Raw genomic sequence first — 25,326 nt, 5'->3', positions numbered from 1 at the left:
TGTCATCCCCTCTGCCGGTGGGCATCTCCCACCGGTCGCCGGACAGCATGGACATCTCGGGCGGCGGGCAGGCGGCCAGTGGGCGGCGCGACGGTTAACCACCGTGGACGACCTCCCGGCCACCCTGGGTTTGGGTGGCGGGTGGCCGGGCACGCAGTCAGTTCCACAGCTTCTGCGAGGTGATGATCGTGCGTGAGGACGACATGCGGCAGGACGCCGCCCGCCAGGCCGAGGATCGGATCGCCGGAGGCGTGTACGGCAAGGGTGCCGTCGAAGAGGTGACGGTGCCCCGCACCGATGTGCTGAGTCAGATCCAGCGCGACGACCCGCTCGATCCGGCGCACGAACGGATCGATCCCCAGGTGCTGCGCGACGGCGGCCCGGTCGGTGGGCAGGGCGCGGTGACCACCACCGGTGGCACCGCCGGTCCGGCGAGCGTGCGCCGGGTGGCCCGGCAGCCGGAGCGGCACCCGGGCAAGGTCGCCCCGACCACGACCGGCGACGCCACCACCGGCGGCCTGAGCACGCCGATGAGTGGTGGCACCAGCGACCAGTCCACGTCCGCGACCGGACCGGCCAAGTCCATCAGGGACAAATCCAACGACTAACCCACCCACCCGCTGCCCCCCTTGGTGGCGTGATCATGAGGTTGGCGTGGGCTGTCGGAGATCACAGTCCACGCCAACCTCATGATCGACTCAGGGGGTGGGGGTGGGGGTGGGGGTGGGGCGGAGGATGCCCAGGCGTTGGGTGGCGCGGGTCAGGGCTACGTACAGGTCGCTGCGTCCGCGGGGGGACTCGGCCACCATCCGGTCCGGGTCGACGACAAGCACCGAGTCGAACTCCAACCCCTTGGCCTGCGCGACTGTCAACACCACCACCCGGCTCTCCAGCTCCGGATGCTCGCCCACGGCGGCCTCCGGCAGCGCGGCCGTCACCGCGGAGCCCAACTCGCCCACCCGGCCGGCCGGCACGAGCACGCCGAGCCGACCCTCGGTCAACGCGGTCGCCTCCCGGGTGGCCTCCGCGACGAGTTCCGCCGCCAACCGCTCGTCGGGCACCGTCCGGTCCCACGGGGGTACGCCGCTCTCCCGCACCGAGCGCGGTGGACGCAGCGCCGGGTCGATCTCCGCGAGGACGTCGGCGGCGACCGCCATGATCTCGGCCGGGGTGCGGTAGCTGACAGTCAACTCGGTAAGCCGCCACCGCCGCGCCACGTACGGGGCGAGGGCGTCGGCCCAGGAGGGCGTGCCGCTGAGCGCGCCGGTCTGCGCGACGTCCCCGACGATGGTCATCGACCGGCTCGGGCAGCGGCGCATCAGCAGCCGCCACGCCATCGGCGAGAGTTCCTGCGCCTCGTCCACGATCACGTGGCCGAACGCCCAGGTGCGGTCGGCGGCGGCCCGCTGCGCGGTGGTCAGCCGGTCGGCTTCCTCCTGCCGTTCCAGCAGCCGGTCCGCGTCGATCAGGTCGGTCACGCCGAGGATCTCACCGCCCTCGGCCTCGTCCTCGACGTCGATCGAGCGGGAACCCCTGGCGATCTCCAGCACGCCCTCGGCGTACTCCCGTTCCATCATCCGGATGCGGTCCCGGCGGGCGGCGGCGGCCCGCTCGTCCTCGCCGAGCAGCTCGGCGGCCTCGTCCAGCAGCGGCACGTCGGCAGGCGTCCAGCCACCCGGCTCGCGGTGCAGCAGCGCCCGCTCGTCGTCGGTGAGCATCGGCGCGGCGGCGGCGATCCGGTCCGGGTCGGCGTACAGGTCGGCGAGCAGGCGTTGCGGGGTGAGCACCGGCCACAGCCGGTCGAGGGCGGCCTGGACCTCCGGTTCCTCGCGCAGCTCGCGGCGGATCTCGGCCCGGTCGGCCTCGTCGAGCAGGTTGTCCCCGCCCAGCGGGTCGGCGCCGATCCGTTCGGCCACCTGGTCGGCGAGCGCGTGCACGATCTCCGTCGCGAACAGCGTGCGGGCCAGGTTGTGCGGCCGGTCGACGCGGCGGACCCGGTCCCGGGCGGTGCGCACGGTCTCCGGGTCGAGGCTCAGCGCCTCCCGTTCGACCTCGATCTCCAGCGGCTCGTCCGGCACCCACTGCCGGTCCCGCACGGCCAGCGCCAGGACCTCGGCCAGCACCGCCCGGCCCTTGAGCGCCGCCGTCTCGGCCGGTTCGCTCCGTTGGGCGCTCACCCCGGGAAAAAGATCACCCTGGGTACGCAGCAGCACGCCGGTCTCGGCAAGCGTCGGCAGCACCTGGGAGATGTAGCGCAGGAAGGTCGCGTTCGGGCCGACCAGCAGCACGCCCCGGCTGGAGAGTTCGCGGCGGTGCGTGTAGAGCAGGTACGCCGCCCGGTGCAGCGCGACGGCGGTCTTGCCGGTGCCGGGGCCGCCCTGGACCACCATGACGCCCGGCAGTTCGGCGCGGATGACCTCGTCCTGTTCGGCCTGGATGGTCTCGACGATGTCGCGCATCCGGCCGGTCCGGCCCGCGTTGAGCGCCGCGAGCAGTGACGCCTCACCGGTCAGCTCCTCGTGGCCGCCGGGGGCGGCGGCGTCGATGTCGAGCACCTCGTCGTTGAGCCCGGTCACCTTGCGCTGGCGGGTACGCAGGTGCCGGCGGCGGCGTACGCCCTGCGGGTTGGCGGCGGTGGCGAGATAGAAGGCGCGGGCGGCGGGGGCCCGCCAGTCCATCAGCAGCGGGTCGTAGTCACCTGTGGTGTCGAAGATGCCGATCCTGCCGATGTAGCGGCGGGAGTCGTCGTCACCGTCGAGACGGCCAAAGCAGAGCCCGTTCTCCACGGCGGAGAACTGCTCGACCTGATCGGCGTACATCGCTACCGAGCTGTCACGCTGCGAACGGTCCTGGAGGGTGCCGCCGGTGTTGCGCAGCTCGGCGGTGAGCCGGTGGGCGGCCTGGTCACGCAGCGCGTCCAGCCGGTCGTAGAGCATCGAGACGTACTCCTGCTCGCGACCGATCTCGTCGTCGAGCGGCAATTCGCCGGAACCGCCGGAGTGCCTTGACAAGCCGTCTCCCTAAAGATTAGAATCGCTTGCAGGAACGGCTTTTAGCCGTTCTTTTTTGTGTCCTCGAACTGTTGAAGATAGCGCCTTCCGCCGGTTCTCACCAAGCCCGGCGGGTCGGTGCCGGTGATCGCGAGGTGGCGTCGGATGATCCTGCGGGCCGGGCAACGGGTGGTCTTCATCGGCGACAGCATCACCGATTGTGGTCGACGCGACGTCGCAGCGCCCTACGGCTCCGGTTACGTCAGCCTCGTCCGCGCGCTCGTCGAGGCGCGGCACCCCGAGTTGGAGCTGACCTGGGTCAACCGGGGTGTGGGCGGCGACACGGTGCGGGACCTGGCCGCGCGGTGGGACGGCGACGCCATCGCCGAGCGCCCCGACTGGCTGGCGGTGCTGATCGGCATCAACGACATCTGGCGGCACTACGGCGACCGGCCGGAGGAGGCCGTCGGCATCGAGGAGTACGAGCGCACCCTTCGCGACCTGCTGCGCCGGGCGGTCGCCAGCACGGGCTGCCGGCTGATCCTCGGCGACCCGTTCCTCATCGAGGCGGACCGCAGCGTCCCGCAACGCGCCGACACCGACCGGTACGCGGCGGTGGTGGCGGGGCTGGCCGCCGAGTTCGACGCGGTGCACGTGCCCAACCAGGCGGCGTTCGACCGGGTGCTCGCGGTCAGCCCGTCGAGCCGCTGGGCCGACGACCGCGTGCACCCGTACCTGCCCGGTCACGCGGTCCTCGCCGACGCGTACCTCACCGCCCTCGGCGCCCGCTGACCCAGCACCCCCGGCGCGACCGGCCGCTGACTCGGCCCGCGACGACACCGGTGGCTGCCGCCCGCGTACGACAGGGTCGGACACGATGACGCGCCGGGCCAACCGCGAGGTCGACCCGGCGCGGACACCGCAGGATCAGCCGCGAGCGACCTGGTAGAGCCGCTCGGGAGTGACAGCGCCGGCGAGCACTCGGCCGTCGTCGGTGAGCAGCACACTGAACAGCTTGCCAGTGAGCAGACGACCGCTACCCCAGTCGCCCTTGACCGCCGCGAGCCCGCCGAGCAGTTTCGACAGGTCCATGTCGGGTGCGGCGCCGGCCGGCGGCACGGCCGGCTTCGCGTCGGCCGGCTTACCGCCGACGGCCCCGTCGAGGCGGGCGACGAGCACTGTCGTCCAGCCGGTGCCCACGGCGCGCACCTGCGGATCACCGGTCGGCTCGACGTGACCGGGCTTGCCCGCGGCCGGTCGCTCGGCCTTCTCCTCGGTGACTGTCACGCCGGGCGGTGGGTTGAAGGTGAACTGGTCCGCTTCCGGCCGGCGGTAGTCGATCTGGGTGAAGGCCATCTCGAACGCCGGCTGGTCACTGCCCTTCGCGAGCACCTCGAAGCGCAGCGGCACGTGCTGCTTGGCGTCGATGGCGATCCGTAGCTGGTGCACCAGGGAGCCCTGGTCGCGCGGCTGGAGCACCAGTTCGTACGCGTCCTGGCCGGCGACGGTCGCCGAGCGGCCGACGCTCACCTCGGTGCTCGGGTCGATCGCGGCCAACGCCAGGTCGGCGGCCTGCTGCGGAGTGGCCGGCAGGCTCGGCCGCGCCTCGGGCGCCGGCCGTCCGGTCTCGGTGTCGCCCAGAGTGCGGTGGCGGGCGGTGTTGGTCCGACTGTCCCAGGTCCACACGTCCCGGCCGTCGCGGATCACGTCCTGCTCGCCGAGGGTGTCCAGCAGCGCGACCCGCTGCCGTTCCGGGCCGGAATACCAGACCCGCAGGGTGTGCGTGCCGGTCAACATGGTGGTCAGGTCGTTGCCGGGGACCAGCCCGACGAGCGGCGGCAGGCCGAGGTCGGCACGCTGCACGACGGTCCCGGAGACCCCCTCCAGTCGGGAGGTCTGCAGGTCGACCAGGAGCTGGGCGGCGGTACGCGGCGGCAGGCTCGGTTCGGCCTCGGCGGCGAACGTACCGATGGCCGCGCCGCCGCCGATGACGGCGACGGCGGCGGTCGCCGGGACCAGCCAACGAAGGACGGGACGGCTTCTCAGGACGGACATGGTGGCACCTCCTACCGCCATCCTCCCCCCTCGGCCCTGAGAACGTGCTGAGGACGCCGAGCCGTCACCGGTTGACCCGGGTGGCACCCTTGAGCTGTGCGGTTGTTGGTGGTGGAGGACGAGGCCCGGTTGGCGGCTGCCCTACAACGCGGCCTGCAGGCCGAGGGATTCGTGGTCGACGTGGCCCGGACCGGTCCGGCCGGCCTGGACGCGGCCCGGCACGGCGGGTACGACGCGATGATCCTCGACGTGATGCTGCCCGGCCTCTCCGGCTACGAGCTGGTCCGCACACTGCGAGCGGAGCAGCACTGGTTGCCGGTGCTGATGCTCTCCGCCAAGGACGGCGAGTACGACCAGGCTGACGGCCTCGACTGTGGCGCGGACGACTACCTGACCAAACCCTTCTCGTACGTGGTGTTGCTGGCCCGGCTGCGGGCGCTGCTGCGCCGGGGCGCGCCGGAACGCCCGGCGGTGCTGGCGGTCGGTGACCTGCGACTGGACCCGGCCCGCCGGCGGGTGACCCGGGCCGACGCCGAGGTGACGCTCACCGCACGGGAGTTCGCGCTGCTGAGCTATCTGATGCGCCGGCCCGGCCAGGTGATCTCCAAGATCGAGCTGTTGGACCACGTCTGGAACGCGAGCGTGGAGACCGCGCCGAACATCGTCGAGGTGTACGTCGGATACCTGCGCCGCAAGCTCGGCCGGGACCGGCTGGAGACGGTCCGGGGCGCCGGTTACCGGCTGGCGACGTGACCACCGGCGGCCCGGTGCCGGCCGGTCGCGCGTTAAACGGCTGGCTGCCGGTGCTGGGGCTGCGGGGGCGGCTCATGGCGCTCGGAGTGTTCGGCCTCACCATCGGGCTGGCCCTGGGTGGGGTGGTGCTGCTCGGCGCGCTCCGCTTCGTGCTCCAGCGAAACGTCGACACCGAGGCCTTCCGGACCGCCGACGCGGTCGCCCTCCTCGCCGCCGAGGACGTGCTGCCGGACCCGTTGCCGGTGGCCGGCGGGCAGGTCCGCGTCCAGGTCGTCGACGGGCAGGGGCGGATCCGGGCTGCCTCGATCGACGCCGACCGGCTCGTCCCGATGGTCCGCCCGGAGCGGCTGCGGCACGATCGTCGGCAGCGGCTGGACGTGCCGGCGGAGCGGGTCGGACTCGCCGGCCCGGTCCAGGTCGTCACCGTGCCCGCCGGCACGGCGAACGACCCGCTCACCGTGCTGGTGGCCCGGTCGATGGCCGACGTGCGGCAGAGCACCCACGTGGTCCGGGTCATCCTGCTGGTGGCCTTCCCCCTGCTGGTGACCGTGCTGGCCGGGGTGGCGTGGCGGGTGGTGGGCGCGACGCTGCGGCCGGTCGAGGCGTTACGTCGGGGCGCCGAGGAGATCACCCGGCAGCCGGCCGGCACCGGCCGGCTGCCGGTGCCCGCCTCGGCCGACGAGATCCACCGGTTGGCGGTCACCCTCAACGGCATGCTGGACCGGCTGGAATCCGGCCGGGTACGCCAACGGGCGTTCGTCTCCGACGCCGCACACGAGCTGCGCAGCCCCTTGACCAACATCCGGACCGAGCTGGAGGTGGCCCAACGCCTCGCGGACCGGACGGACTGGACGGCGGTGACCGCCAACCTGCTGGCCGACACCGACCGGCTGAGCCGACTGGTCGACGACCTCCTGCTGCTGGCTCGCCTGGACGAGGCTCCACCGGCCCGGGGGACCGGCCCCGTGGAGCTGGGCGCGCTGCTGACCGAGGTTGCCGCGCGCTACCCGGCACCGCCGGTGCGGGTGGCGATGCCGCCCGGCCCGCTCTGGACGACTGGCAACGCCGACGAGCTGCGACGCGTGCTGTCCAACCTGGTCGACAACGCGGTACGGCACGCGTTCGGCAGTGTGGTGCTCGCCGCAGAGGCGACGTCGGCGCCGCGGCGGACGGTCGGGCCTGGCGTCGGGACGTACCACCTGGTGACGGTGACCGACGACGGCCCGGGGATCCCGGCGGCCGACCGGGAGCGGGTGTTCGGCAGGTTCACCCGGCTGGACGACGGCCGGGCCCGCGACGACGGCGGCGCCGGCCTGGGGCTGGCCATCGTCCGGGAACTGGTGCGGCGCGCCGGCGGCAGCATCACCCTGACCGACGCGCCGGAGCGGCACGGGCTCCGGGTGTGCCTGCTGCTGCCGGCCGCGCCGGCCGGGGATTAGGTCAGGCTGGCGGCGTGCGAGGTGCCGTCCTCGGCCGGTAGCCGTCTGTCGGCTCAGCGGCGGCGGGTGCAGACCTGCTCGGAGCTGGCGACCGTGTCGGTGGACCAGACGACGGCAACGGTGAAGCAGTAGTCGTTCGTGCGGTTGAGCGCGTAGATGACGTAGCTGGTGGTGCCGGCCGGCAGGGTCGCGAAGACGTTGCGGTCCTGACCGGTACGACCACCCGCGATCACCACGGGGCCCTCACTGCCGGCCGGGTAGGTCCAGTTCAGCGCGATGCTGTCCCGGGTGTCGCGCAGGGTCACCGCGCCGGGTGGGCCGCCGGGCGGCGCCCCGGTGCCAGCCGGCGTGGGCGCGGTACTGCCCGGGCTGGGCGCGGTGGCGGCCGGCGGGCTGGCGGTGGGGGAGCCGCTGGCTGGCGGCGGGGTCGGCTCGTCGTCGCCGTCGACCCGGGCCACCCCGGCGATCACCGCGGCCGCGCCGAGCAGCACCACGACCACGCCGGCCAGCAGCACCGGCACCAGCCGGTTGCGCCGAGCCGCCGGTGCCCGGTGCACGGGGACCGGCAGCAGGCGGGACGGCGTGTAGGGCTCAACCGGCGCGTACGGGTCGGGCGGCCGGTACGGGTCGGACGCCGAGTACGGGTCGGACGCCGGGTACGGCTCGGACGGCGAGTACGGGTCGGACGGCGGGTACGGGTCGGGCGGCGTGGCGGGGCGGCGCAGCCGGTACACCCCGGGTTGCTCCTCGGCGCCGCCCGCCAACCCGATCACCGACGGCGGCACCGGCGTGTCGGTGTGGTGGGACGGAGGCTCCTCTTCCGTCTCGGGTGGCCACCTGGTGCCCGTCGACCCGACCGGTTCGTCGGCCGGGGTCCGGGGATTCGGAACCGGGCCGCCGGCCGCCGGCCCGGCGTGGTGTGCGGCAGGGGTGGGCGACTGGTGGCCGGCCTCGGTCGGCTCGTCGTCGTGCGGTGGGACGCGGGCGGCCGGCACCACAGGCGTGTCCCGGGCCGTGGGCGGGTCGTCGGCGCAGGCGTGGTCGGGGTTGGCCGCCGCCCGGGCCAGGGCCGCCACCTGCGCGGCCAGCGGATCGTCGGCGGGCAGGTGCTGCCGGCACAGCTCGCGGGCCAGCGCCAGGTTGTCGTGTGCCTCGGTGAACTGCCCGCAGTCACGCTGCATCGCCCCGAGCCGCGCCAGCATCTTGATGCCGCTGGGGTGCCCGTCGCCGTAGATCTCACGGTGCAGCTCCCAGGCGTCCTGGAGCCGGTCCCGGGCGACGGTGCACTGGCCGCGGGCGTACTCGACGGTGGCCAGGTCGGCGTGGGCGGCGAGCACCCGCAGCGACTCCGGGCCGTCCTGCGCGGTCAGCTCGATGATGACTTCCTGGTAGAGCCGAGCGGCCCGGGAGTGGCTGCCGACCCGGTGCAGCACCGCGGCCAGGGTCGCCGCGGCGGCCACCGTGCGCGGGTCGGAACGGCCGTGCAGTCGGGTGGTGGCCGCGTACGCGAAGGCGGCCCATCCGCGGGCCGAGTGCGGCTCACCGAGGGCGACCAGCACCCGCGCCTGGAGGCTGGCCGCCTCGGCCAGTTCTGCGGTGGCGTTGGCCGGGCGGGGGTCGGCGTCGGTGAGCGCGTCGGCGAGCAGTTGCTGCGCGCCGGCCAGGTCGCCGGCCGACACGAGGTGGTGCGCCTGGTCAGTCAGTTCACCGAAGCCGGAAGACACGCCCCATCGTGCTCATTTGACGACGGTAAGTACAAGACCCGCGCCGGTGTCGATTGGTCAGGATCTCCTCAGGTGGTCGGTCAGGGTTTCGCTGATTCGGCGCAACTGGTCGACCTGGGCGGGGCTCAACGCGTCGAACAGGTGCCGGCGTACCCCCTCGACGTGGCCGGGCGCGGCGGCCGCGAGGGTGGCGAAACCCTCGTCGGTGAGCAGCGCGACCTGTCCGCGCCGGTCGGTGGGGCAGTCCTCGCGGCGCACCCATCCGGCCGCCTCCAGCCGGGCGACCGCGTGCGAGAGCCGGCTGCGTGACGACCCCGCGGCCTCGGCCAGGTCGCTCATCCGCAGGCGGCGACCGGGGGACTCGGAGAGCCGGACCAGGATCTCGTAGTACGCGTGCGGCATGCCCGCATCGCGTTGCAGCTCGCGGTCGAGCGTGTCCATCAGCGCCCGGGAGGCGGTGAGGTACGCGCGCCACGTGCGTTGTTCGTCGGAGTCCAACCAGCGGGTCATGACCGCCATCATAACCCATTTAGTTGAACGTTCAACGAAACTGCGCTAGCCTCGGGTCATGGGTATCCACCGGCTCAACCACGCGGTCCTCTACGTCACTGACCTCGCCCGCAGCGTCGCGTTCTACCGGGACGTGCTGGGCTTCCGCGCGGTGGCGATGACCCCGGACGGCTTCCGGGGCGCCACCTTCCTCCAGGCCCCCGACTCCACGAACGACCACGACCTCGGCCTGTTCGAGATCGGCGCCGGCGCTGGGCGGTCGACCGCCGGCCGGACCACCGTCGGCCTCTACCACCTCGCCTGGGAGGTGGACACCCTCGACGAACTGGCCGTCACCGCCGAGCGGCTCGCCGCCGCCGGGGCTCTGGTCGGCACCTCCGACCACGGCACCACCAAGAGCCTCTACGGGCAGGACCCGGACGGTCTGGAGTTCGAGATCGTCTGGCTGGTCCCCGCCGACCTGCTCGACGACGCCGCGCTTACCGCCCGCAAGCAGATCGGTCGGCTCGACCTGGACGCCGAGCGGCGGCGCTACGGCGGGCAGACGCGGGGCGGAGTGGGGATCTCCGTGCCGGCCTGAGCAGGTCGTACGGTAGAACGGACCGATGCCGACCGACCGGACCACCGAGTTCCTCCGCGCGCTGCTGGTCCGCCAGCTGACCACCTGGCTGCCCACCGCCCTGCACCGTTCGCGGCGGGCCACCGTGGCGCTCGCCGGCACCGACGCGGGCGGCGCGGTGGCCGCGCTGCAACTCGTCGCCGCGCACGCCGACCAGATGCGCGGCCGGCAGGTCACAGTGCTGGTGCTGGCCGACGGCGCGCCCGACCTCCCGGCCCGCCTCGGCCCGGTCGAGGCGCACCTGCCCGCCGAGGTCACCGTGCACCTGCTGCCCGGCGCGCCGGACCGACTGCCGGTCGCCGCCAAGGCGGCCGGCGCGGCCGGCTCGCCGCTGTTCTCCTTCGTGGACGTGCCCGGCGCGGTGAGCCGGGAGCTGCTCACCGCGGCCGCCAACGGCCGCACCGGGGAGGTGCTGCTGCACGCGGGCAGCAGTGCCCGGGACGCGCTCGTCGCGGTCGGCTTTCCCCTGGTCGCCGAGCTGGCACCGGTGCTGGCGGACGACGAGGCTGCCGGCGTGATCGCGTTCGGCAGTCGTTCGGACCGGAGTCTGGAGGCGGTCCGCGACGCGCTCTGGTCGGTCGGCGCGGACCTCGGCGTGCGCTACCGCGACGCGACCGGCGCGACGGTCGACGTGGCCGGCGATCCCGACCTCGAACCGCTGGCCCGCGAGCTGCTTGCGGAACTGCGTCGGGGAGGGCCCCGGCCGGTCACCGAGCTGCGTCGGCACACCCTCACCGCGACCGTCTACCGTGCCGCCGACGCCAACCGGGCGCTCGCCGACCTGCTCGACGCGGGCGACGTGCGACGCGACCGCGAGGCCGGCAAGCTGGCCGGCGACGAGGTCATCACGCCGACGCGCTGATCATTCCGAGCGCCGAGCGCCGAGCGCCGCGCTGAGAGCCCGCAGACGCCGAGCGGGGTGCCGGTGAATCACCGGCACCCCGCTCGACTCCCGGGAGGCTACGACCGGGACTTGTCCTGCTTCCAGGACAGCGGACCCGGCAGGTCGACCCGGTGCGCCCGAGCCTTGGAGTTCCAGGACCAGCGCCCGATCTTGATGCTCCAGGAGGAGAAACCGTTCTCGGTGAAGTTCAGGATGATCGGACCGTACTTCTTGCGCTTGCGAAACATGAGGCCCATCGGAGGACTCCCCTCGTCACCGTTCCCTGCCGTGTCGAGATCGAACATGCCCGAACCGGCAACTTTTGAAACCCTCTCGCCGTCCGCCCTGGACAGTGCCGGCCACGCATCCCGAATCTCTACTCAACAGATAGGTGTTGCGCCACGATAGACACTGCTAGGAGCGCTTTGTCGCATCGGCAGTTGTGCAATTCTCACCTTCTGGAAGACCGTTGACCGGTCGATCCCGCCCCGGCAACATGAGGTCATGTCGCAGCGGGTTGAGCTTCACCTCACCGCTCGTGTGCACGTCGACCTGGTCCGGCACGCGAGCGCGCTCTGTTGAGCTGGCCGGTCCGTCCGGCTCGGTTCCAGCGCCGCGCTCACACCGCCGGCCCGCTCAACGCGGAGCAGCGTGCCTCCCGCCCCTCCGAGCGTCCCCGCTCCCACCGTGGACAGATCAGGAGACTCCGCATGTCCCCACCCCGTTTCGCCACCGCCCCGATCACCGCCGTGGCCCGCTGCTCCGGCCCGCTCCGACCGATTCACCAGTCGCCGGCCCTGGTGTCACGGTGACCACCGTGGAGCGTCCCGCGGCGGACGCGGCCGAACTGCGGCCGGTGAGTTCGGACCTGTTCCGTGCCCTGCTGCGCCGACAGGCCACAAGCGTCACAGTGGTCACCGCGGTCGCCCGCGCCACCGACCCCGCCTGCCTGGGTGGGATCGGCGCGCCGATCCGGGCGGGTTTCACCGCCACCTCGTTCACGTCGGTGTCGCTGGACCCACCGCTCGTCTCGTTCTGCCTCGGGACGGCGTCGTCGAGCTGGCCGGTGCTGGCTCGTGCCGAGCACGTAGCGGTGCACCTGCTGACCGCGGGGCAGCGGGACGCCGCCACGATCTTCGCCACCAGCGGCATCGACAGGTTCGCCGCGTACCCGGACTGGACGCCCGGGCCGTTCGGGGTGCCGCTGCTGACCGGCGTGCTGGCCCGGCTGTTCTGCCGGGTGGTGCACCGGGTGCCCGCCGGCGACCACACGCTTGTCATCGCCGAGCCCCTGGCGCTCGGCGACGGCGGCGACGGCGCGCCGCTGGTGCACCACCGGGGCGGCTACACCACAGCTGGCGCACCGGTGCCCCGGTGACGGCAGCGACCACACCGGACCTGCTCGCGTTGGACCGGGCCGCCCAGGACCTGCTGTTCCGGGCGGCCCGCACGGCCAACACGTTCACCGACGAGCCGGTCACCGACGCCGAGGTCGCGGCGATCCACGACCTGATCCGGTACGGGCCCACCGCGTACAACGGCCAGCCGCTACGGGTGCTGCTGTTGCGCAGCGCGGCGTCCCGGGCACGACTGCTGCCGTACCTCTCGTCGAACAACCGGGCGAAGACCGCAAGCGCGCCGCTGGTGGCGGTGCTCGCCGCCGACGTGGACTTCCACGAGCGGCTGCCCGAGCTGTACCCGCACCGCCCGCAGGCCCGCGACTGGCTCACCGATCGGGCGACGCGAGTCGAACAGGCCCGGTTCAGTGCGACCCTGCAGATCGGCTACCTGCTGGTGGGCGTCCGCGCGGCGGGGCTCGCCGCCGGCCCGATGGCCGGGTTCGACGCGGCGGGCGTGACCCGGGAGTTCTTTCCCGACGGGCGGCACGAGGCGCTGCTGGTCATGAACGTGGGCCGTCCCGGCCCGGGTTCCTGGGCGGAGCGGCTGCCCCGGTTGAGCACCGAGGACGTGGTCCGGACACTCTGACGCGCGAGGTGGATCAGCGCGGCTCCCACGCGTCGGGCAGCGCGGTGAGCTTGCGGACGTGGGCGGGCAGCCGACCGCTGACGATCTCGGCGAGGCTCACCTCGTCGACCACGCGCCGCACCGCCGCCCGCACCGCCACCCACAGGCCGGGCAGGTTCTCCGCGGCGCCCTCGTACCGGGTCTCCTCGGGGCGCAGGCCGCGCACCCCGGCCAGTGGGCCGTCCACCGCCCGCAGCACCGCGCCGACGGTCACCTCGCGCGGCGGACGGGCCAGGGTGTAACCACCCTCGGCGCCGCGCTGGGCGCGGACGATGCCGGCCCGGCGCAGATCCGCCAGGACCGCCTCCAGGAACTTGCGGGGCATGTCCTGCTCCCCGGCGATGGCCTGGGTGGACAGCAGCGAGGGGTACGCGGTGGCGAGGCTCAGTGCCGCCCGTACCGCGTAGTCGCCGCGCGCGGAGATCTGCACCCTGTCATCATGCCCGGCCGGTGCCGCGGGCCGGTCCGGTGGGCAACCCGGACCGCCCGACGTGGCCGCCGTTGGCCCGTTCGCCGAACGCGCCGGGGCGCAACCTGCCACCGTCGGCACCCGTCGAATCGACTGGCGGTCGAGGCCGGACCACCCGGCCGGTCACCGGCTGGTCGCGGGCGGCCCGGAACGCGCCGGGGCTGACCCCTACCTCGCGGGTGAAGAAGCGGCCGAAGTTCGTTGGCTCGGAGAAGCCGAGCTGCCGGCCGATCTGGGCGATCGGCTGGTCGGTCGCGGCGAGCTGCCGGCCGGCCTGCAACGCGACCCGCTCGTCGATGACCTGCTTGGCGCTGCGGCCGGTGACGGCCAGGCACGCCCGGGTCAGGGTACGCACCGAGCAACGCAGCGCGGCGGCATAATCCTCCACCCGTCGGGTGCGCCGGTAGCCGTGCTCCACCTCCTGGCAGAACCGGTGGAACGTCTCGTCCTCGGGCCGGGAGGCCGAGCGGTCGTCGCCGTCCAGGGTGAGCCGCAGCAGCAACACGGCCAGTTGGTGGCGGAGCAGCGCGCGGGCGGTGCGGCCGTCGGGGTGCCGCTGGCAGTCCACCGCCAACTGGCTCACCTCGGTGATCACCGCGTCCTCGTCCTCGCCGGCCAGTTGCCGCCAGGTGACGGGCGCGGCCAGGTCGACGTCGAAACCGCGCAGCGCCTCAGGGTCCCAGGACACGACCGTGGCGTCGAACTGCGGGCCGGCGCAGCGCAGCGCCTGACCGGCGCGGACCCGCAGCAGCGTGCCGGGCCGGCACGGCAGCAGGTGGAAGTCGAGTTCCGCGTCGCCGTGCCCACGGGTGGTGAGGATCAGCAGCTCCTGCTCGACGATCACCGGCCGACGCCAGCCGGGGTCGCCGGCAAGATCGGCAAGCGCGAACGTGGCGATCTCGTCGGGTGCCGGTGAAGCCGAGTTGATCGGTGGCGCGGGGGAGGGACCGGTGGAGACCATCGCCTGCGACGGTAGCCCGAACCGCAGGTCATCGCATCCCAATCGACGTCTGTCGCGGAACCGGCGCCGCCTCCGGGGCTTGTCGCGATCCCGGCGGTCGGGCTACGTTACCCGGCGGTAGCGCCGTCCGGTCCGTGGTCCGCCCGGCGCCTCGCCGTCCGTCCGACCGGTCGGCGGCCCCCGCCGACTCGCGATGGGATGGGCATGACGGAGCTGTTCTCGGTCGAAGGTAAGACGGTCCTGGTCACCGGTGGTTCCCGGGGGATCGGTCTGATGATCGCCCAGGGCTTCGTGCGGGCCGGCGCACACGTGCTCATCTCGTCTCGGAAGGCCGACGTCTGCGAGGCGGTCGCCAAGGAACTCTCCGCCGAGGGCCGGTGCGAGGCCATCCCCGCCGACCTGGGCGACGATGCCGGCGCCGAGGCGCTGGCCGCCGCCGTACGCGAGCGCGTCGACCGCCTCGACGTGCTTGTCAACAACGCCGGCGCGACCTGGGGCGCACCGCTGGAAACCTACCCGGATGCCGCGTTCGACAAGCTCTGGGCCGTCAACGTCAAGGCCGTCTTCCGGCTCACCACCGCGCTGCTGCCGGCGCTGCGCGCCGCCGCCAGCGCGGACGACCCGGCTCGCGTGATCAACATCGGGTCGATCGACGGCATCCGGGTGCCGTGGATGGAGGTGTACGCGTACTCGGCCACCAAGGCGGCCGTGCACATGCTCACCCGCAGCCTGGCCCACCAACTCGCCGCCGAACAGATCACCGTCAACGCGATCGCGCCCGGCCCGTTCGAGAGCAAGATGATGGCCTTCGCACTGGACGACCCGGACAGTCGGGCCGCCATCGAGCAGCAGGTGCCGCTGGGGCGCATCGGGCGCCCGGAGGACATGGCCGGCACCGCCATCTACCTCTCCTCGCGGGCGGGTGCCTACCTCACCGGGGCGGTCATCCCCGTCGACGGCGGCATCACCACGCACGGCTGAGCACCGACCATCCCGGGTCGGGCTGCCCGCGTACCCCCGGGTGTGCCGGGGCCGCGCGGACTCGGCAGATCCGCGCGGCCCCGGTATGGCCGGTGTTGCCCGTTCGGGCGGTGCTCAGCGACCGGCGAGCAGCCGGTTCACCGCCGTGTCGACGTCCAGGTGCTCGGCTTCACGGCCGCGCGGGACGACGACGTACGTCCGTCGAAGGAAACGCACCAGAACGCTGCGCGGCACCTCGAAGAGGGCGTTGCCGTCCGGTGACGAGAGGGCCAGCGCGACGAAGTCGCCGCGCGGTGTGGCCCAGGGCCAGACCCGCACATCACCGATGCCGGCTGGCTCGTCCAGGCCGGTGACCAGCAGTTCGCGGGCGAAGGACCAGCTCACCGCCTCGCCGCCGGCAGATTCGGCATGGAACAGGACATGGACCGCATACGGGTCAGCAGGGTCGTAACGCAGACTGGCACGCACCGGCAAGGCGGTGGCGTCAGGTGCGACGAGCCTTAGCGACGTCTCGACCTCTACGGTCGTCGGTCGGATGACACTCATGGACGTTCTCCCCCCGGCACCGCTGCGGAACGCGCGTGTCCCGCTTTTCCCATACTCAGGTGCTACTCCTGGCTACGCTCCGCCATACGCTGACTTCACCCAGTGGTGGGAAGGGGGACGGAAAGGCCGCGTGAATGTGAACATTCATGTAGGATTTCCGGTTCTGCCCAGTGCGTGATCCCGCCCGGCATCGGGTGGTTCAGTCGTCGACTTACTCCGGTAACGTCCAGTCGGCCGTTGCAGTGACGGGCCTGAGCGACACTGGGGGGTGAAATGGTGGCGAAGAAATCCTCAGTGGATCGGCCCGCGGCGTCCGGCCCACCGAAGGTCGCGGTCCGAGCAGCCGAAAAGCGGGGGTACGGAAAACCGATGGAGCAGCCCGAACGCGCCGATCGGCCAACTCCCGACGCCGATCGTCCCAGCGGCGTCCTCGTCGTCGGGGACCCGCCGCGCCGCCCCGGCTGGCGGGAGCGCATCTCGCTGACCCTCGACCTCATCCGGGCCAACCCCACCGGCCGGATCGCCCTCAAGATCTTCATCGCGATCGCCGGCGCGATCGTGGTGACCGTCGGCATCGCTCTCATCCCGCTGCCCGGTCCCGGCTGGCTGCTGGTGATCGCCGGGTTGGGCATCTGGGCTGTCGAATACCACTGGGCGCGCCGGCTGCTCGGCTTCACCCGCCGACACGTCTACGGCTGGACGCAGTGGGTGACGCGACAGTCGCTGCCGGTGCGAATCGTCCTCGGATCCGTCGGCCTGGTCTTCGTGGCCACCGTGGTCTGGCTGTCGCTCAAGTTCAGCCTCGGCATCGACCTGGTCGCCAAGGCGATGCAGTACCTCGCGACGCACTGACCCCGGATTTCCGGTCGGGATCCACGATCGGGTAGAGTCAGTGGCGCTGAGGGCGATTAGCTCAGTGGGAGAGCGCTTCGTTCACACCGAAGAGGTCGCTGGTTCGATACCAGCATCGCCCACTCTCAGTTTGTGCAGGTCAGAAGCCCGTTGCCGGAGTCATCGGTAACGGGCTTTGCTGTATGTGCGGCTTACATTGGGAGCAGCGGCGCTGGTCCTCGATTCGGGCGGCCCGGCTGAGTGAGCTGATGTGCGGTGCCGAGCGGGCCTGCTGGCTGGTTGAGGAGTAGGGCCGACGGCTGCCGGTGCCGCGTGGCGAGAGGGTGCCCCCGGGTTATGGCTCATGGGTTGACTGGTGGCCGTGGCCCGATGGTTGGCCCATTCGCCTGTCCACAATGCGAGGTCGTGTACCCAGCCGCGGGTGACCGTGCTGCGTCACGCGGTCGCCGCGGCAGCCCGTTCGGCGGATCTGGTGGGCCACGGGCTCAAGGACTTCGTACAGGTGGTGCACGAATTGGTCGGGGTGAGGTGAGGCGACCTTCGGCCAGCCGATCGTGAACCCGGTCAACGTGCCGTCCGACCGGGGTGGGCAAGCAGATGAGTGGCCCGGCCCACGCACTGCCATGGCATCGGCGAAGGATCATGTGCTACGGTAACCGAGTTGCAGTTTTGATTTCCGTAGACGTTATCCGGCGCCTCATGGGGTATCTGAAACCCATCGAGGCGTTTTTCGTTTTTCGTGTCGTTTCGACGCGGGTGATCAACGCAGCGGCGTAAGGGTCCGCACAATGCGGTCTCTGACAGCCTGCGAGGAGCAGACATGACTACAGGTACCGTGAAGTGGTTCAACGCCGACAAGGGCTTCGGCTTCATCAGCCCGGACGACGGCGGCGCCGACGTCTTCGCCCACTTCTCCGCGATCTCGGCGAGCGGCTTCCGCAGCCTCGACGAGAATCAGAAGGTGGAGTTCGACGTCACCCAGGGCCAGAAGGGCCCGCAGGCGGAGAACATCCGCCCGCTTTGATCCACATTCTGTGAGCGGCGGCCCGACTGGTTCAGCGGGCCGCCGTTTGGCATTTAATTCGCATTGTCGCCCTGACCGAACGATGAGGCTCCTCAGCCGGCTGAGCCGACGGGCGCTCATGCGGCGTTGGTGCTCACGACGCGATCAACCACCTCGTCGTGCTGCAGGCGCCGGTAGTTGGGCTTCCCGCCGTGATTGACGACAGTGAGTTAGCTCGTCGGGTGCAGACGTGGGCGCGGCGCTACCCCGTCGAGCACGACCAGGTCCTGGCTCCGCTGCTTGGAGCTAAGGCCCTCGATCGCTCCGCTGTGCTAACGGTTGTCGGCTGGAAGTTCAATGCCATGGCTCACCGTCGGGCTAAACGCCGGGAGGGGTTTGGCCCGAGAATCCGATCACATCGTCCGGGATATCACCGCTGCAGCCGGCGGCTGTCAGGATGACGGTGCTGCGATGCGCGCGATACGCGTACGGCAGGGAGTCGGCCCTGCCCTCGGTAGCGCCCTGCTTATGACGATGGATCCACAGCGATGGACCGTCCTTGACGAGCGTGCAGTGAAGTCGATCAACGCCATTGGCTACGCCGAGGTGCCGCCAGACTCCCAGGATCGGCGGACCTGGCTTCCCTATCTGCGTGCCTGTCTGGATGTGCAGACCCGGACCGGCGAGCCGCTTCGGGATGTCGACCGAGACCTGTACGCGGCCAAGGGGCAACGGTCGGCTGCCGGTAGTTTGAGCCTTGAGGAGTGCCGGCGGTGGCGTTGCCCGCGAGGCGGCGGGCCTGGTCGGCGACGACGCGGGCAGCCTCAGTGAGACAGCACCGGCGGGCGGGACCGTCTATCGGCCGCTCGGCGGCGTCCGGATCTGCCGATGTCAGTGCGCTCGCGTCGGCTTAGCAAGCCGGGGTCATCCAGTGCTGGCTTGTCCTCGATGGCCCGATGCTGTGCCGCCTACTGCTTGGGGAGGAAGGCGACCCTCCGACGTGACAGGGGGTGGATCTGACCGTCAAGTTCGCGCGGCAGCGGTTCCCGGAGCGCCGAAAATCTGATCCACGCCGTTGCTGTCGTCGTAGAGGTGAACGAAGCCAACTCGCTCGTAGAGCCAGCGCGCCGTGCTACCCCGGTCGATGGCAAGCCGGAAAGGCCTCGCATCACGGTGGGCGTCCATGACGTGCCGGAGTACCTGACTGCCTATGCCCTGACCCTGAATCGCAGGATCAAGATAGAAGTGCTCTATCCACTGCGCATCGACCTCGGGCCGCACGGCGATGACACCCACCGGCTTCTCGTCGACCTCAATGATGTCGGTGTTGGCAGGAACGTAGGTGTCCAGGAACCGGCGGCGAGCCCACTCCTTATCCCACAGTCCCAGGCGTTCCAGGTCTGGGCGCATGGCGCGCGCCTTGAGGTCAGCAAGCCATTCCGCATCCGCAGACAGCGCCGGACGAAGCCTCCATGCTCTATCCATGGGGCAAGTATGTCGCGCCCGCGCCCGCGCCCAGCATCCGCATCTGCCGCGATCCGGGCGCCTGCCCGCCCTCACCGGACGACTCACAGTCAGTAGCAGACATGGTCGCCGGGCTGGCCGCGCTGCGGCGTCCTGAGTGATTCGCGGCCTCGATCTCTGCGGATTTGGTATATCTCGCTCTGACCGCCGCCTGTTCGATCAGATGCGAATACGCGATGGTTGGTGTCTCGTCCACGCGAACGTTGCGGAGTCCACACCCACTCTGCGGAGGCCGTTGCGGGACCCTATGGGTATCGGTTCAACAGCTCGTATGCGAAGAAGGCGGCGTTAAGCCCGGTCCAGTTGCCGTAGGCCAGAATGACGAAGGAGACCAGGTGGGAGGTCGCGCCCGGTATCCGTACTCCTTGGTGCGTGCTCCTCTCCCGTATCGCGCTGGCCATCTCGCGGAACAGCTTGATGGCGAACGGCCAGCACAGCGCTAGCATGATGAGGGTGACGAGGGTGATGTCGTCGCTCATCGTGGACAGGAAGTCCGGAAGCCCGTACCGGCCAGAATCACGACCCTCGCCCACGAACAGGTGCATGGCCCCCCGGACGCCCAGGGCGGCACCCGCGATTGCGCCGATCGCGGAGTATGTACCCACGAACTCCAGGAAACGCCTGGTCGAGGGCAGCCGCACCGGGGTCGCGAAGACAGCCACGATCTGGGTCAGCGTGGACGCGGCGAAGAAGACGACGAAGCCCGCGGTCCATCCCGCCACGCCCCGCCAGGGCCGGGGAATCGATGCGGGATCGGACAGATAATGGGCGCCGAGGTTGCCGCCGAGGACGACGAGCACCGCCAGTCCGATCAGTACCGGTCGACCGGGGATGTCGGGAAAGCCGGACGACCGGTCGGCTGGCGGGTCCGTCGGCGGAGCTGCGGGTGGCCCTGTGTCCTCCGTCGGCATGGGCAGACGATCTCGTTTCTTGGGACCCTGGCCCTGTACCGACTTTTCGCGCTTCGCTCGACGAGACGGAGAAGCCTGCCTCCTATTGGTCACATCGCGAGGGTAGCGACGGCGGCCAACTGACCTCGGCAGCCAGGGCGGTGACCGCGTCTGCCGCGAGGGCCGTGAGGTTCAACGCTGCCGCCAGCGCATCCTTCTTGACTGCGGCGTCGGTGACGTTGTAGACCTCGGCGTCCTCGTTCGCAAGGTAGGCGGCCACACCCTCCTGGGAGGCATGTTGGAGCCTGGCGCTGTGCCGTCGCTCGATCTTTCGCATCGACTCGGTGTCTCGTGCGCCACTACAGCCATGCGAAAGTTTCGGGACTGCCAGGGAGCTCATTGGGGCAGCGCCGTCAGGTCGTGTGGACACCGCAGGATCAGAGTCCTCTTGTGCCCATTGTCGGCGCACGGGGCGACCAGAAGGACACTGTCCCGCGTACGCTGCCGTGGTGCAGATCGACTTGGTTGCCCTAATTGTCGACGAGTACGACCCCGCGATCGCGTTCTTCACCGACGTACTCGGCTTCGATCTCGTCGAGGACTCTCCATCGCTGACCAATGACGGTCGACCCAAGCGGTGGGTCGTCGTCCGGCCGCCGGGTGCCCAGACCGGGATCCTGCTCGCTCGCGCCTACGGAGAACGCCAACGCGCCGCAAGCGGTAACCAGCTAGCCGGCCGAGTCGGGTTCTTCCTGCGCGTCGACGACTTCGACGCCGCATACCGGCGGATGGTCGAGGCCGATGTCACCTTTGTCCGAGCGCCACGAACCGAGCCCTACGGCCGGGTCGCGGTCTTCCTCGACATCGCCGGCAACCGGTGGGACCTGCTTGGGGCCACCTGACGTCGCGCACTTGCCCGCTGAGGCGCCACTCAACTGCACCTGCCCCCACCCGCGGCTTCTCGTTTCTGCAGGTCAGAGTGGGTGCAGCGTCCTGTTTCACTCCGGAGTGCTCTGCGGTTTTGCGCAGCAGTCGACGGCGCTCTATGTCGCCTGGTGGGGGAGTGTGCGCAGGTCAAGGCGGTAAGGAGCCGTTGGTTGGCCCGGCCTTGCAACTGGGAGCAGATTGGGTGCAGGTTGGCGAAGGGGTCTCCGTGCCGAAGTGCTCACCGACGCCGGACAGAGACGAGGGCTTTGACGTGTGGTGATGCGGTCGATTGGTGCGCCGTGATCGCCCAGTGGATACCAAAGTGGTCAGGGCCCGGTGCTCCCGTATTGCTCGCGTCGCCCGATCGCGGGTGGCTGATCGTCACCCTGACAGGTCTGCTATTTATCGATGTCCGAACGAACAGTCCAGTCGTGCCAGACCAGTAGCTGGTCCCGTTAGCTGAGACGTCGATCCCACTAGCGGCACCATGGCCAGCGCATCCTCTGTGGTGACGCTTTCGGCGAGCCCGAAGGCGTCAGCACCCTGGCCCGCTCTCGTTGTCCCGGCGGGCGTCCTCAGCTGCGACGAGAGGATTTCCCCTAACCATCAAGCGGTCTTCACAATGGGTGCAGGTCATGATGATCGTGCTGGGTTGCTCGGGTGGAGTGTGTGACTCACCGTCCGCTCTTGGGAGCGTCGCGGCAGCCGAAATGCGGGGGTGCGCAGAGCGCCAGTAACGCACACTCATGACCATGCTGGCATCGGTTCGTAGCGTCGCCGATCTGGCCGCTGCGCAGGCGCAGGGTCATCGGGTCAAGTTCCTGTTCTTCTGGGGGCACCAGCCCGAGCGGGACGGGGGTGTCGGCGCGGGCTGTTTGAGCCAGTGGTGGCCGGCGGCGTTCACCGCCGACGGCCTACGGTTCGCCACTGCGGAGCACTACATGATGTGGCGCAAGGCCATGTTGTTCGGCGACCGTGCGATGGCCGAAGAGATTCTTGCCGCGCCGCATCCTCACGCCGCCAAGACGCTGGGAGGACGTGTCGCAGGTTTTGATCAGCAGACCTGGAGCGAACACCGCTGCGCGATCGTGGTGGCCGGGAACCTTGCCAAGTTCGACCAGCATCCCGCGCTACGGGCATTCCTGCTGGACACGGGGCAGCGGGTTCTCGTGGAGGCCAGCCCAGTCGACCGGATCTGGGGTATCGGCCTGAACCGCGACGATCCCGCTGCTACCGACCCCGGCTCTTGGCGAGGCCTCAACCTGCTCGGATTCGCGCTCATGCAGGTGCGTGAGGTGCTCAGGGATCAACAGCCTTACGCCTCGGTTCGAGGGTGACGCTCGGCGTCGTCAACTGCCCTTGATCTTCCTCGATGTTGACGTACCGCTGATGCCGTTCAAGGCCCGGCCGGTTCGCCGGAAACGTCGGTTGGGCGGTACCGACAGGCGGCTGATGGAAAGTGCCGGCAACCCGCTGCCTGAGGGGCCTCATCCGGCCTCGCGCGTCTGGCCCGAACGGCCGTCGCTGGTAGTCCGCTAGACCTCGACGCCGGTCATGACGCGAGCCCGTGCAAGTCGCGCAGCTAACGGGAGGGGTGGAAGCGTCGGTAGACGGCGGGGAGCTGTAGCAGGATCAAGGCGATGACCGCCCCACCGACTAGGAGAGCCGGTCCCAGTGTGTCGCCGACGAGGACCCAGGTCGGCGCGGAGGTATGTCCGAGCGTGAGGTTGCCCAGTTCGCCGGGGTTTCCGGCGGGAGGTCCTTGGCTGTTGATGAACGCCAGGCCGCCGCATAAAGCAAAAGGTGCGGTCACGATGCACGTCGTTGCATGTGCCCACGTCTTGCCGCGCATGAGCCCCGTCATCGAGAGGAGCAGACCTGCTGCGGCCAGGCCGGTCACCGCCGTGGTCAATTGGTCAACCACGTCGCGGCCGAGGTCCGCGAGACCATTTCTGTTGGCTGCCTCGGCAGGGGTCACGTAGTCGGCCACGTCCGCGGAGGTGAGGTCGTAGATGGCCGTTGCTCCGATGAGCGCCAAGCCGAGTACCACAAGGCCAACCGCGACCGTCGGCGCCAGCAGGGTCCACCGCGATGCCATCCTCACGGCAAGCCCTGCCAGCCCGCGGGCGATCCTGAAGATCATTCGACGGACCTTACCCAACCCGACCGGTTGGCGGGGCACGTCAATCCCGCGGGTCGGCGGCAGCAGCGCCGACAGCCGCCGGTGCGGATTCTCCCGGCGCTGTGTGACGACTGCCCCCGTGCCTTCCTGCCGGGATTGGCCGGGTCATGGATCATCACCGACCACCCGGACACAATCCGCCAGCAGGTCCACGAGGCCCTGGAAGACCTGGGCGCGGAGACGAGCGAGCTGACGTACCTGCGGCTCGCCGGCGACTATGCGGCATCGCGGAGCGAGGTGCCGCTGGAGGACTCACTCGCTGTGCTCGTCGAGCTACGTGACCAGGGGCTTATCCGCCGCATCGGGCTGTCCGGCGCGTGGCCAGAGATGCTGGCCCGCGCGCAGAAGATGACACCGATCGCAGCCGTACAGAACCGCTTCAACCTGCTCGACCGCAGCGGCGTCCAGATCCTCGCCGACTGCGAGGCGCAGGGCATCATGTTCGTGCCCTACTACCCCCTCGCATCCGGACGACTCATCGGCTACGGCGAGCTGACCAGCCCAGCGGAGCGCCTCGGCGCCACGCCAGCCCAGGTCGCGCTGGCCTGGCTACTGCGCCGTTCCCCCGCCATCGTCGTCATTCCCGGTACGAGCAACCCCGGCCACCTGCGCGCCAACATCGCCGCAACCGAAGTCGCCAAGAACCTGACCGACGCCGAGGTGGCCCGCCTGACCGGCCTCGTCGACGAGTCGAAGGCCGTCCTCGACCAGCCGCACCAATCCACCTTCGATGCGCTCAGGTCCACGACGGAGAGCCACCGCTAAGCAACCGCTCGGCGGGCGGCAGCCGGCTCACCCGCCCGCCGAGCCCCCTCTGGGTTCCATCGAAAGGAGCGCCGCATCGACGTACCCCTCTGGGTCGCCCGAGGGCTGCCTGTTCGGATCCTGGAAGCTGAGACTCAAATCCCACCAGCAACCCTCTGTCCAGGGCTTCTTGCTGGGAGACCTCTTCGGCGAATCCGAAGGCGTCAGCGTTGGCGCCCCGGCGGAGGCAGTAGTGCGACGCCCGCACATGCCGATGAGCAGATGTTTTTCCTGGCGGGGGCCTGGATACTTTCCGCGCATGTTTGACGGTTTCGAGGACGAGCGGGTCGATGTCGGGGAGGTGGAGCTCCGGGTCCGCTATGCGGGGCACGGGCCTCCGGTCCTCCTCATCCACGGACATCCGCGTACGGGGTCGACGTGGCATCGCGTCGCGCCGCAGCTGGTTGATCGCGGGTTCACCGTCGTCTGTCCCGACATGCGCGGCTACGGGCAGTCCGGCAAGGCGCAGATCCTCGCGGATCACTCCCAGCAGTCCAAGCGGGTGGTTGCCGCAGACCTGGTCCAGCTGATGGAGAAACTGGGCCACCCGACGTTCGCGACGGTCGGACATGACCGTGGGTCGTACGTGGCGTTGCGCCTGGCGCTGGACCACCCCGACACGGTCAGTCAGTTGGTGGTCATCGACGGTGTACCCATCAGTGAGGCCCTTGCCCGGTGCGATGCGAAGTTCGCCCATGACTGGTACCACTGGTTCTTCTTCGCCCAACCCGACAAGCCAGAGCGAGCCATCGCCGCCGACCCCGATGCCTGGTACGCCAGTAAGGCCCAGTCCGAGAGCATGGGGGCGGAGAACTACCAGGAGTTTCGGCAGGCCATCCACGACGCGGCCACCGTCCGGGCCATGCTGGAGGACTACCGGGCCGGCCTCGGCGTTGACCGAGCGCACGAGGAAGCCGACCGGCGTGACGGCCGCACCGTCCGCTGCCCAACTCTCGTGCTGTGGTCGACCCGGGACGACATGGAAGACCTGTACGGCGACCCGCTAGCCATCTGGCGCACGTGGGCCCCCGATCTACGCGGGCACTCGATCGAGTCCGGCCACCACGTCGCCGAGGAGAACCCCGACGACTTGACCGCAGCCCTGCACCACTTCCTGTCCTGAGCCTCCCGCCCCACACGGCACCACCCGGGCCTTATCCAGGGCACACTTCCCGCGGTGTCGAGCTGG

28 protein-coding genes and 1 tRNA gene are annotated in these 25,326 nt (G+C 70.6%); 17 read left to right on the top strand and 12 right to left on the bottom strand.

The annotated features are described in order from the left end of the window. The first annotated feature begins 188 nt into the window (after positions 1-188). Positions 189-608 (top strand): hypothetical protein, encoded by a 420-nt coding sequence (locus tag AB0F61_RS23405; protein ID WP_357813101.1) that lies wholly within the window; start codon positions 189-191, stop codon positions 606-608. Between the two features lie 90 nt (positions 609-698). Here the strand turns inward: AB0F61_RS23405 and AB0F61_RS23400 are convergent, their stop codons facing one another. Then, positions 699-3,011 (bottom strand): ATP-binding domain-containing protein, encoded by a 2,313-nt coding sequence (locus tag AB0F61_RS23400; RefSeq protein ID WP_357813098.1) that lies wholly within the window; start codon positions 3,009-3,011, stop codon positions 699-701. Between the two features lie 144 nt (positions 3,012-3,155). Between AB0F61_RS23400 and AB0F61_RS23395 the strand changes: the two genes are divergently transcribed. After that, positions 3,156-3,782, top strand: a complete 627-nt coding sequence (locus AB0F61_RS23395) for an SGNH/GDSL hydrolase family protein (RefSeq protein ID WP_357813095.1) — start codon at positions 3,156-3,158, stop codon at positions 3,780-3,782. 135 nt (positions 3,783-3,917) lie between these two features. Here the strand turns inward: AB0F61_RS23395 and AB0F61_RS23390 are convergent, their stop codons facing one another. Next, positions 3,918-5,045, bottom strand: coding sequence for a sigma-E factor regulatory protein RseB domain-containing protein (locus AB0F61_RS23390; RefSeq protein ID WP_357813092.1), 1,128 nt, complete (start codon positions 5,043-5,045; stop codon positions 3,918-3,920). Between the two features lie 96 nt (positions 5,046-5,141). Here AB0F61_RS23390 and AB0F61_RS23385 point away from each other — a divergent pair, with 96 nt between their 5' ends. Together AB0F61_RS23385 and AB0F61_RS23380 are read left to right on the top strand one after the other, a co-directional pair. Continuing rightward, a complete protein-coding gene (locus AB0F61_RS23385) occupies positions 5,142-5,798 on the top strand; it encodes a response regulator transcription factor (RefSeq protein WP_357813089.1) in 657 nt (218 codons plus the stop codon). 74 nt (positions 5,799-5,872) lie between these two features. After that, complete coding sequence (locus AB0F61_RS23380; RefSeq protein WP_357813239.1) at positions 5,873-7,237, top strand: ATP-binding protein; 1,365 nt, start codon at positions 5,873-5,875, stop codon at positions 7,235-7,237. A 53-nt stretch (positions 7,238-7,290) separates the two neighbouring features. Here AB0F61_RS23380 and AB0F61_RS23375 read toward each other — a convergent pair whose 3' ends face one another. Continuing rightward, positions 7,291-8,961, bottom strand: coding sequence for a tetratricopeptide repeat protein (locus AB0F61_RS23375; RefSeq protein ID WP_357813087.1), 1,671 nt, complete (start codon positions 8,959-8,961; stop codon positions 7,291-7,293). 57 nt (positions 8,962-9,018) lie between these two features. After that, entirely contained in the window at positions 9,019-9,480 is a 462-nt protein-coding gene (locus tag AB0F61_RS23370; protein ID WP_357813084.1) for a MarR family transcriptional regulator, read from the bottom strand. 49 nt (positions 9,481-9,529) lie between these two features. Here AB0F61_RS23370 and AB0F61_RS23365 point away from each other — a divergent pair, with 49 nt between their 5' ends. Together AB0F61_RS23365 and AB0F61_RS23360 are read left to right on the top strand one after the other, a co-directional pair. Then, positions 9,530-10,051, top strand: coding sequence for a VOC family protein (locus tag AB0F61_RS23365; RefSeq protein WP_357813082.1), 522 nt, complete (start codon positions 9,530-9,532; stop codon positions 10,049-10,051). 25 nt (positions 10,052-10,076) lie between these two features. Continuing rightward, positions 10,077-10,952, top strand: a complete 876-nt coding sequence (locus AB0F61_RS23360) for a hypothetical protein (RefSeq protein ID WP_357813079.1) — start codon at positions 10,077-10,079, stop codon at positions 10,950-10,952. 98 nt (positions 10,953-11,050) lie between these two features. On the opposite strand, the gene AB0F61_RS23355 is transcribed toward AB0F61_RS23360, so the two are convergent. After that, complete coding sequence (locus tag AB0F61_RS23355) at positions 11,051-11,230, bottom strand: DUF4236 domain-containing protein (RefSeq protein WP_030333600.1); 180 nt, start codon at positions 11,228-11,230, stop codon at positions 11,051-11,053. Between the two features lie 247 nt (positions 11,231-11,477). On the opposite strand from AB0F61_RS23355, the gene AB0F61_RS23350 reads away from it, so the two are divergent. The 3 genes from AB0F61_RS23350 (at position 11,478) to AB0F61_RS23340 (ending at position 12,959) form a co-directional block, all read left to right on the top strand. After that, entirely contained in the window at positions 11,478-11,555 is a 78-nt protein-coding gene (locus AB0F61_RS23350) for a putative leader peptide (RefSeq protein ID WP_357813237.1), read from the top strand. A gap of 226 nt (positions 11,556-11,781) precedes the next feature. Further along, entirely contained in the window at positions 11,782-12,351 is a 570-nt protein-coding gene (locus AB0F61_RS23345; protein ID WP_357813076.1) for a flavin reductase family protein, read from the top strand. Continuing rightward, positions 12,348-12,959 carry a malonic semialdehyde reductase gene (locus AB0F61_RS23340; RefSeq protein WP_357813073.1) on the top strand — a complete coding sequence of 204 codons (612 nt, stop codon included), beginning with the start codon at positions 12,348-12,350 and terminating at the stop codon, positions 12,957-12,959. The genes AB0F61_RS23345 and AB0F61_RS23340 overlap by 4 nt, the downstream gene beginning before the upstream one ends. 13 nt (positions 12,960-12,972) lie before the next feature. Here the strand turns inward: AB0F61_RS23340 and AB0F61_RS23335 are convergent, their stop codons facing one another. Both AB0F61_RS23335 and AB0F61_RS23330 read right to left on the bottom strand, forming a co-directional pair. Further along, positions 12,973-13,428, bottom strand: coding sequence for an Rrf2 family transcriptional regulator (locus tag AB0F61_RS23335; RefSeq protein ID WP_355032917.1), 456 nt, complete (start codon positions 13,426-13,428; stop codon positions 12,973-12,975). 7 nt (positions 13,429-13,435) lie between these two features. Further along, complete coding sequence (locus AB0F61_RS23330; protein ID WP_357813069.1) at positions 13,436-14,428, bottom strand: AraC family transcriptional regulator; 993 nt, start codon at positions 14,426-14,428, stop codon at positions 13,436-13,438. Between the two features lie 204 nt (positions 14,429-14,632). Here AB0F61_RS23330 and AB0F61_RS23325 point away from each other — a divergent pair, with 204 nt between their 5' ends. After that, positions 14,633-15,409 carry a glucose 1-dehydrogenase gene (locus AB0F61_RS23325; RefSeq protein ID WP_357813066.1) on the top strand — a complete coding sequence of 259 codons (777 nt, stop codon included), beginning with the start codon at positions 14,633-14,635 and terminating at the stop codon, positions 15,407-15,409. Between the two features lie 114 nt (positions 15,410-15,523). Here the strand turns inward: AB0F61_RS23325 and AB0F61_RS23320 are convergent, their stop codons facing one another. Continuing rightward, positions 15,524-15,955: an SsgA family sporulation/cell division regulator gene (locus AB0F61_RS23320; RefSeq protein WP_007457244.1), complete on the bottom strand. Its 432-nt coding sequence runs from the start codon at positions 15,953-15,955 to the stop codon at positions 15,524-15,526. A 294-nt stretch (positions 15,956-16,249) separates the two neighbouring features. Between AB0F61_RS23320 and AB0F61_RS23315 the strand changes: the two genes are divergently transcribed. The 3 genes from AB0F61_RS23315 to AB0F61_RS23305 all read left to right on the top strand — a co-directional run bounded on the left by AB0F61_RS23315 (position 16,250) and on the right by AB0F61_RS23305 (position 17,831). Continuing rightward, positions 16,250-16,807, top strand: coding sequence for a TIGR02611 family protein (locus tag AB0F61_RS23315; RefSeq protein WP_357813062.1), 558 nt, complete (start codon positions 16,250-16,252; stop codon positions 16,805-16,807). 50 nt (positions 16,808-16,857) lie between these two features. Beyond that, positions 16,858-16,929: transfer RNA gene (locus tag AB0F61_RS23310), tRNA-Val, on the top strand. A gap of 698 nt (positions 16,930-17,627) precedes the next feature. Further along, positions 17,628-17,831 carry a cold-shock protein gene (locus AB0F61_RS23305; protein WP_043326981.1) on the top strand — a complete coding sequence of 68 codons (204 nt, stop codon included), beginning with the start codon at positions 17,628-17,630 and terminating at the stop codon, positions 17,829-17,831. A 1,002-nt stretch (positions 17,832-18,833) separates the two neighbouring features. On the opposite strand, the gene AB0F61_RS23300 is transcribed toward AB0F61_RS23305, so the two are convergent. The 3 genes from AB0F61_RS23300 to AB0F61_RS23290 form a co-directional block, all read right to left on the bottom strand. Then, positions 18,834-19,295: a GNAT family N-acetyltransferase gene (locus AB0F61_RS23300; RefSeq protein WP_357813059.1), complete on the bottom strand. Its 462-nt coding sequence runs from the start codon at positions 19,293-19,295 to the stop codon at positions 18,834-18,836. 284 nt (positions 19,296-19,579) lie between these two features. Next, positions 19,580-20,245, bottom strand: coding sequence for a hypothetical protein (locus AB0F61_RS23295; RefSeq protein WP_357813056.1), 666 nt, complete (start codon positions 20,243-20,245; stop codon positions 19,580-19,582). Between the two features lie 82 nt (positions 20,246-20,327). Continuing rightward, positions 20,328-20,504: a hypothetical protein gene (locus AB0F61_RS23290; protein ID WP_357813054.1), complete on the bottom strand. Its 177-nt coding sequence runs from the start codon at positions 20,502-20,504 to the stop codon at positions 20,328-20,330. A 226-nt stretch (positions 20,505-20,730) separates the two neighbouring features. Between AB0F61_RS23290 and AB0F61_RS23285 the strand changes: the two genes are divergently transcribed. Continuing rightward, positions 20,731-21,126 carry a VOC family protein gene (locus AB0F61_RS23285; protein WP_357813051.1) on the top strand — a complete coding sequence of 132 codons (396 nt, stop codon included), beginning with the start codon at positions 20,731-20,733 and terminating at the stop codon, positions 21,124-21,126. Positions 21,127-21,897: 771 nt separating this feature from the next. Continuing rightward, a complete protein-coding gene (locus AB0F61_RS23280) occupies positions 21,898-22,488 on the top strand; it encodes an NADAR family protein (protein WP_357813048.1) in 591 nt (196 codons plus the stop codon). Positions 22,489-22,733: 245 nt separating this feature from the next. On the opposite strand, the gene AB0F61_RS23275 is transcribed toward AB0F61_RS23280, so the two are convergent. Beyond that, positions 22,734-23,294 (bottom strand): hypothetical protein, encoded by a 561-nt coding sequence (locus AB0F61_RS23275; protein WP_357813046.1) that lies wholly within the window; start codon positions 23,292-23,294, stop codon positions 22,734-22,736. An 81-nt stretch (positions 23,295-23,375) separates the two neighbouring features. Between AB0F61_RS23275 and AB0F61_RS23270 the strand changes: the two genes are divergently transcribed. Both AB0F61_RS23270 and AB0F61_RS23265 read left to right on the top strand, forming a co-directional pair. Then, positions 23,376-24,098 (top strand): aldo/keto reductase, encoded by a 723-nt coding sequence (locus AB0F61_RS23270; RefSeq protein ID WP_357813044.1) that lies wholly within the window; start codon positions 23,376-23,378, stop codon positions 24,096-24,098. A gap of 232 nt (positions 24,099-24,330) precedes the next feature. Continuing rightward, complete coding sequence (locus AB0F61_RS23265) at positions 24,331-25,260, top strand: alpha/beta hydrolase (protein ID WP_357813041.1); 930 nt, start codon at positions 24,331-24,333, stop codon at positions 25,258-25,260. Positions 25,261-25,326 lie beyond the last annotated feature (66 nt).

This window comes from Micromonospora sp. NPDC023888, assembly GCF_040639415.1.
GTDB lineage: Bacteria > Actinomycetota > Actinomycetes > Mycobacteriales > Micromonosporaceae > Micromonospora.
Note: the sequence above shows the minus strand (reverse complement) of the source record. Positions and strands in the feature narration are given on the sequence as shown.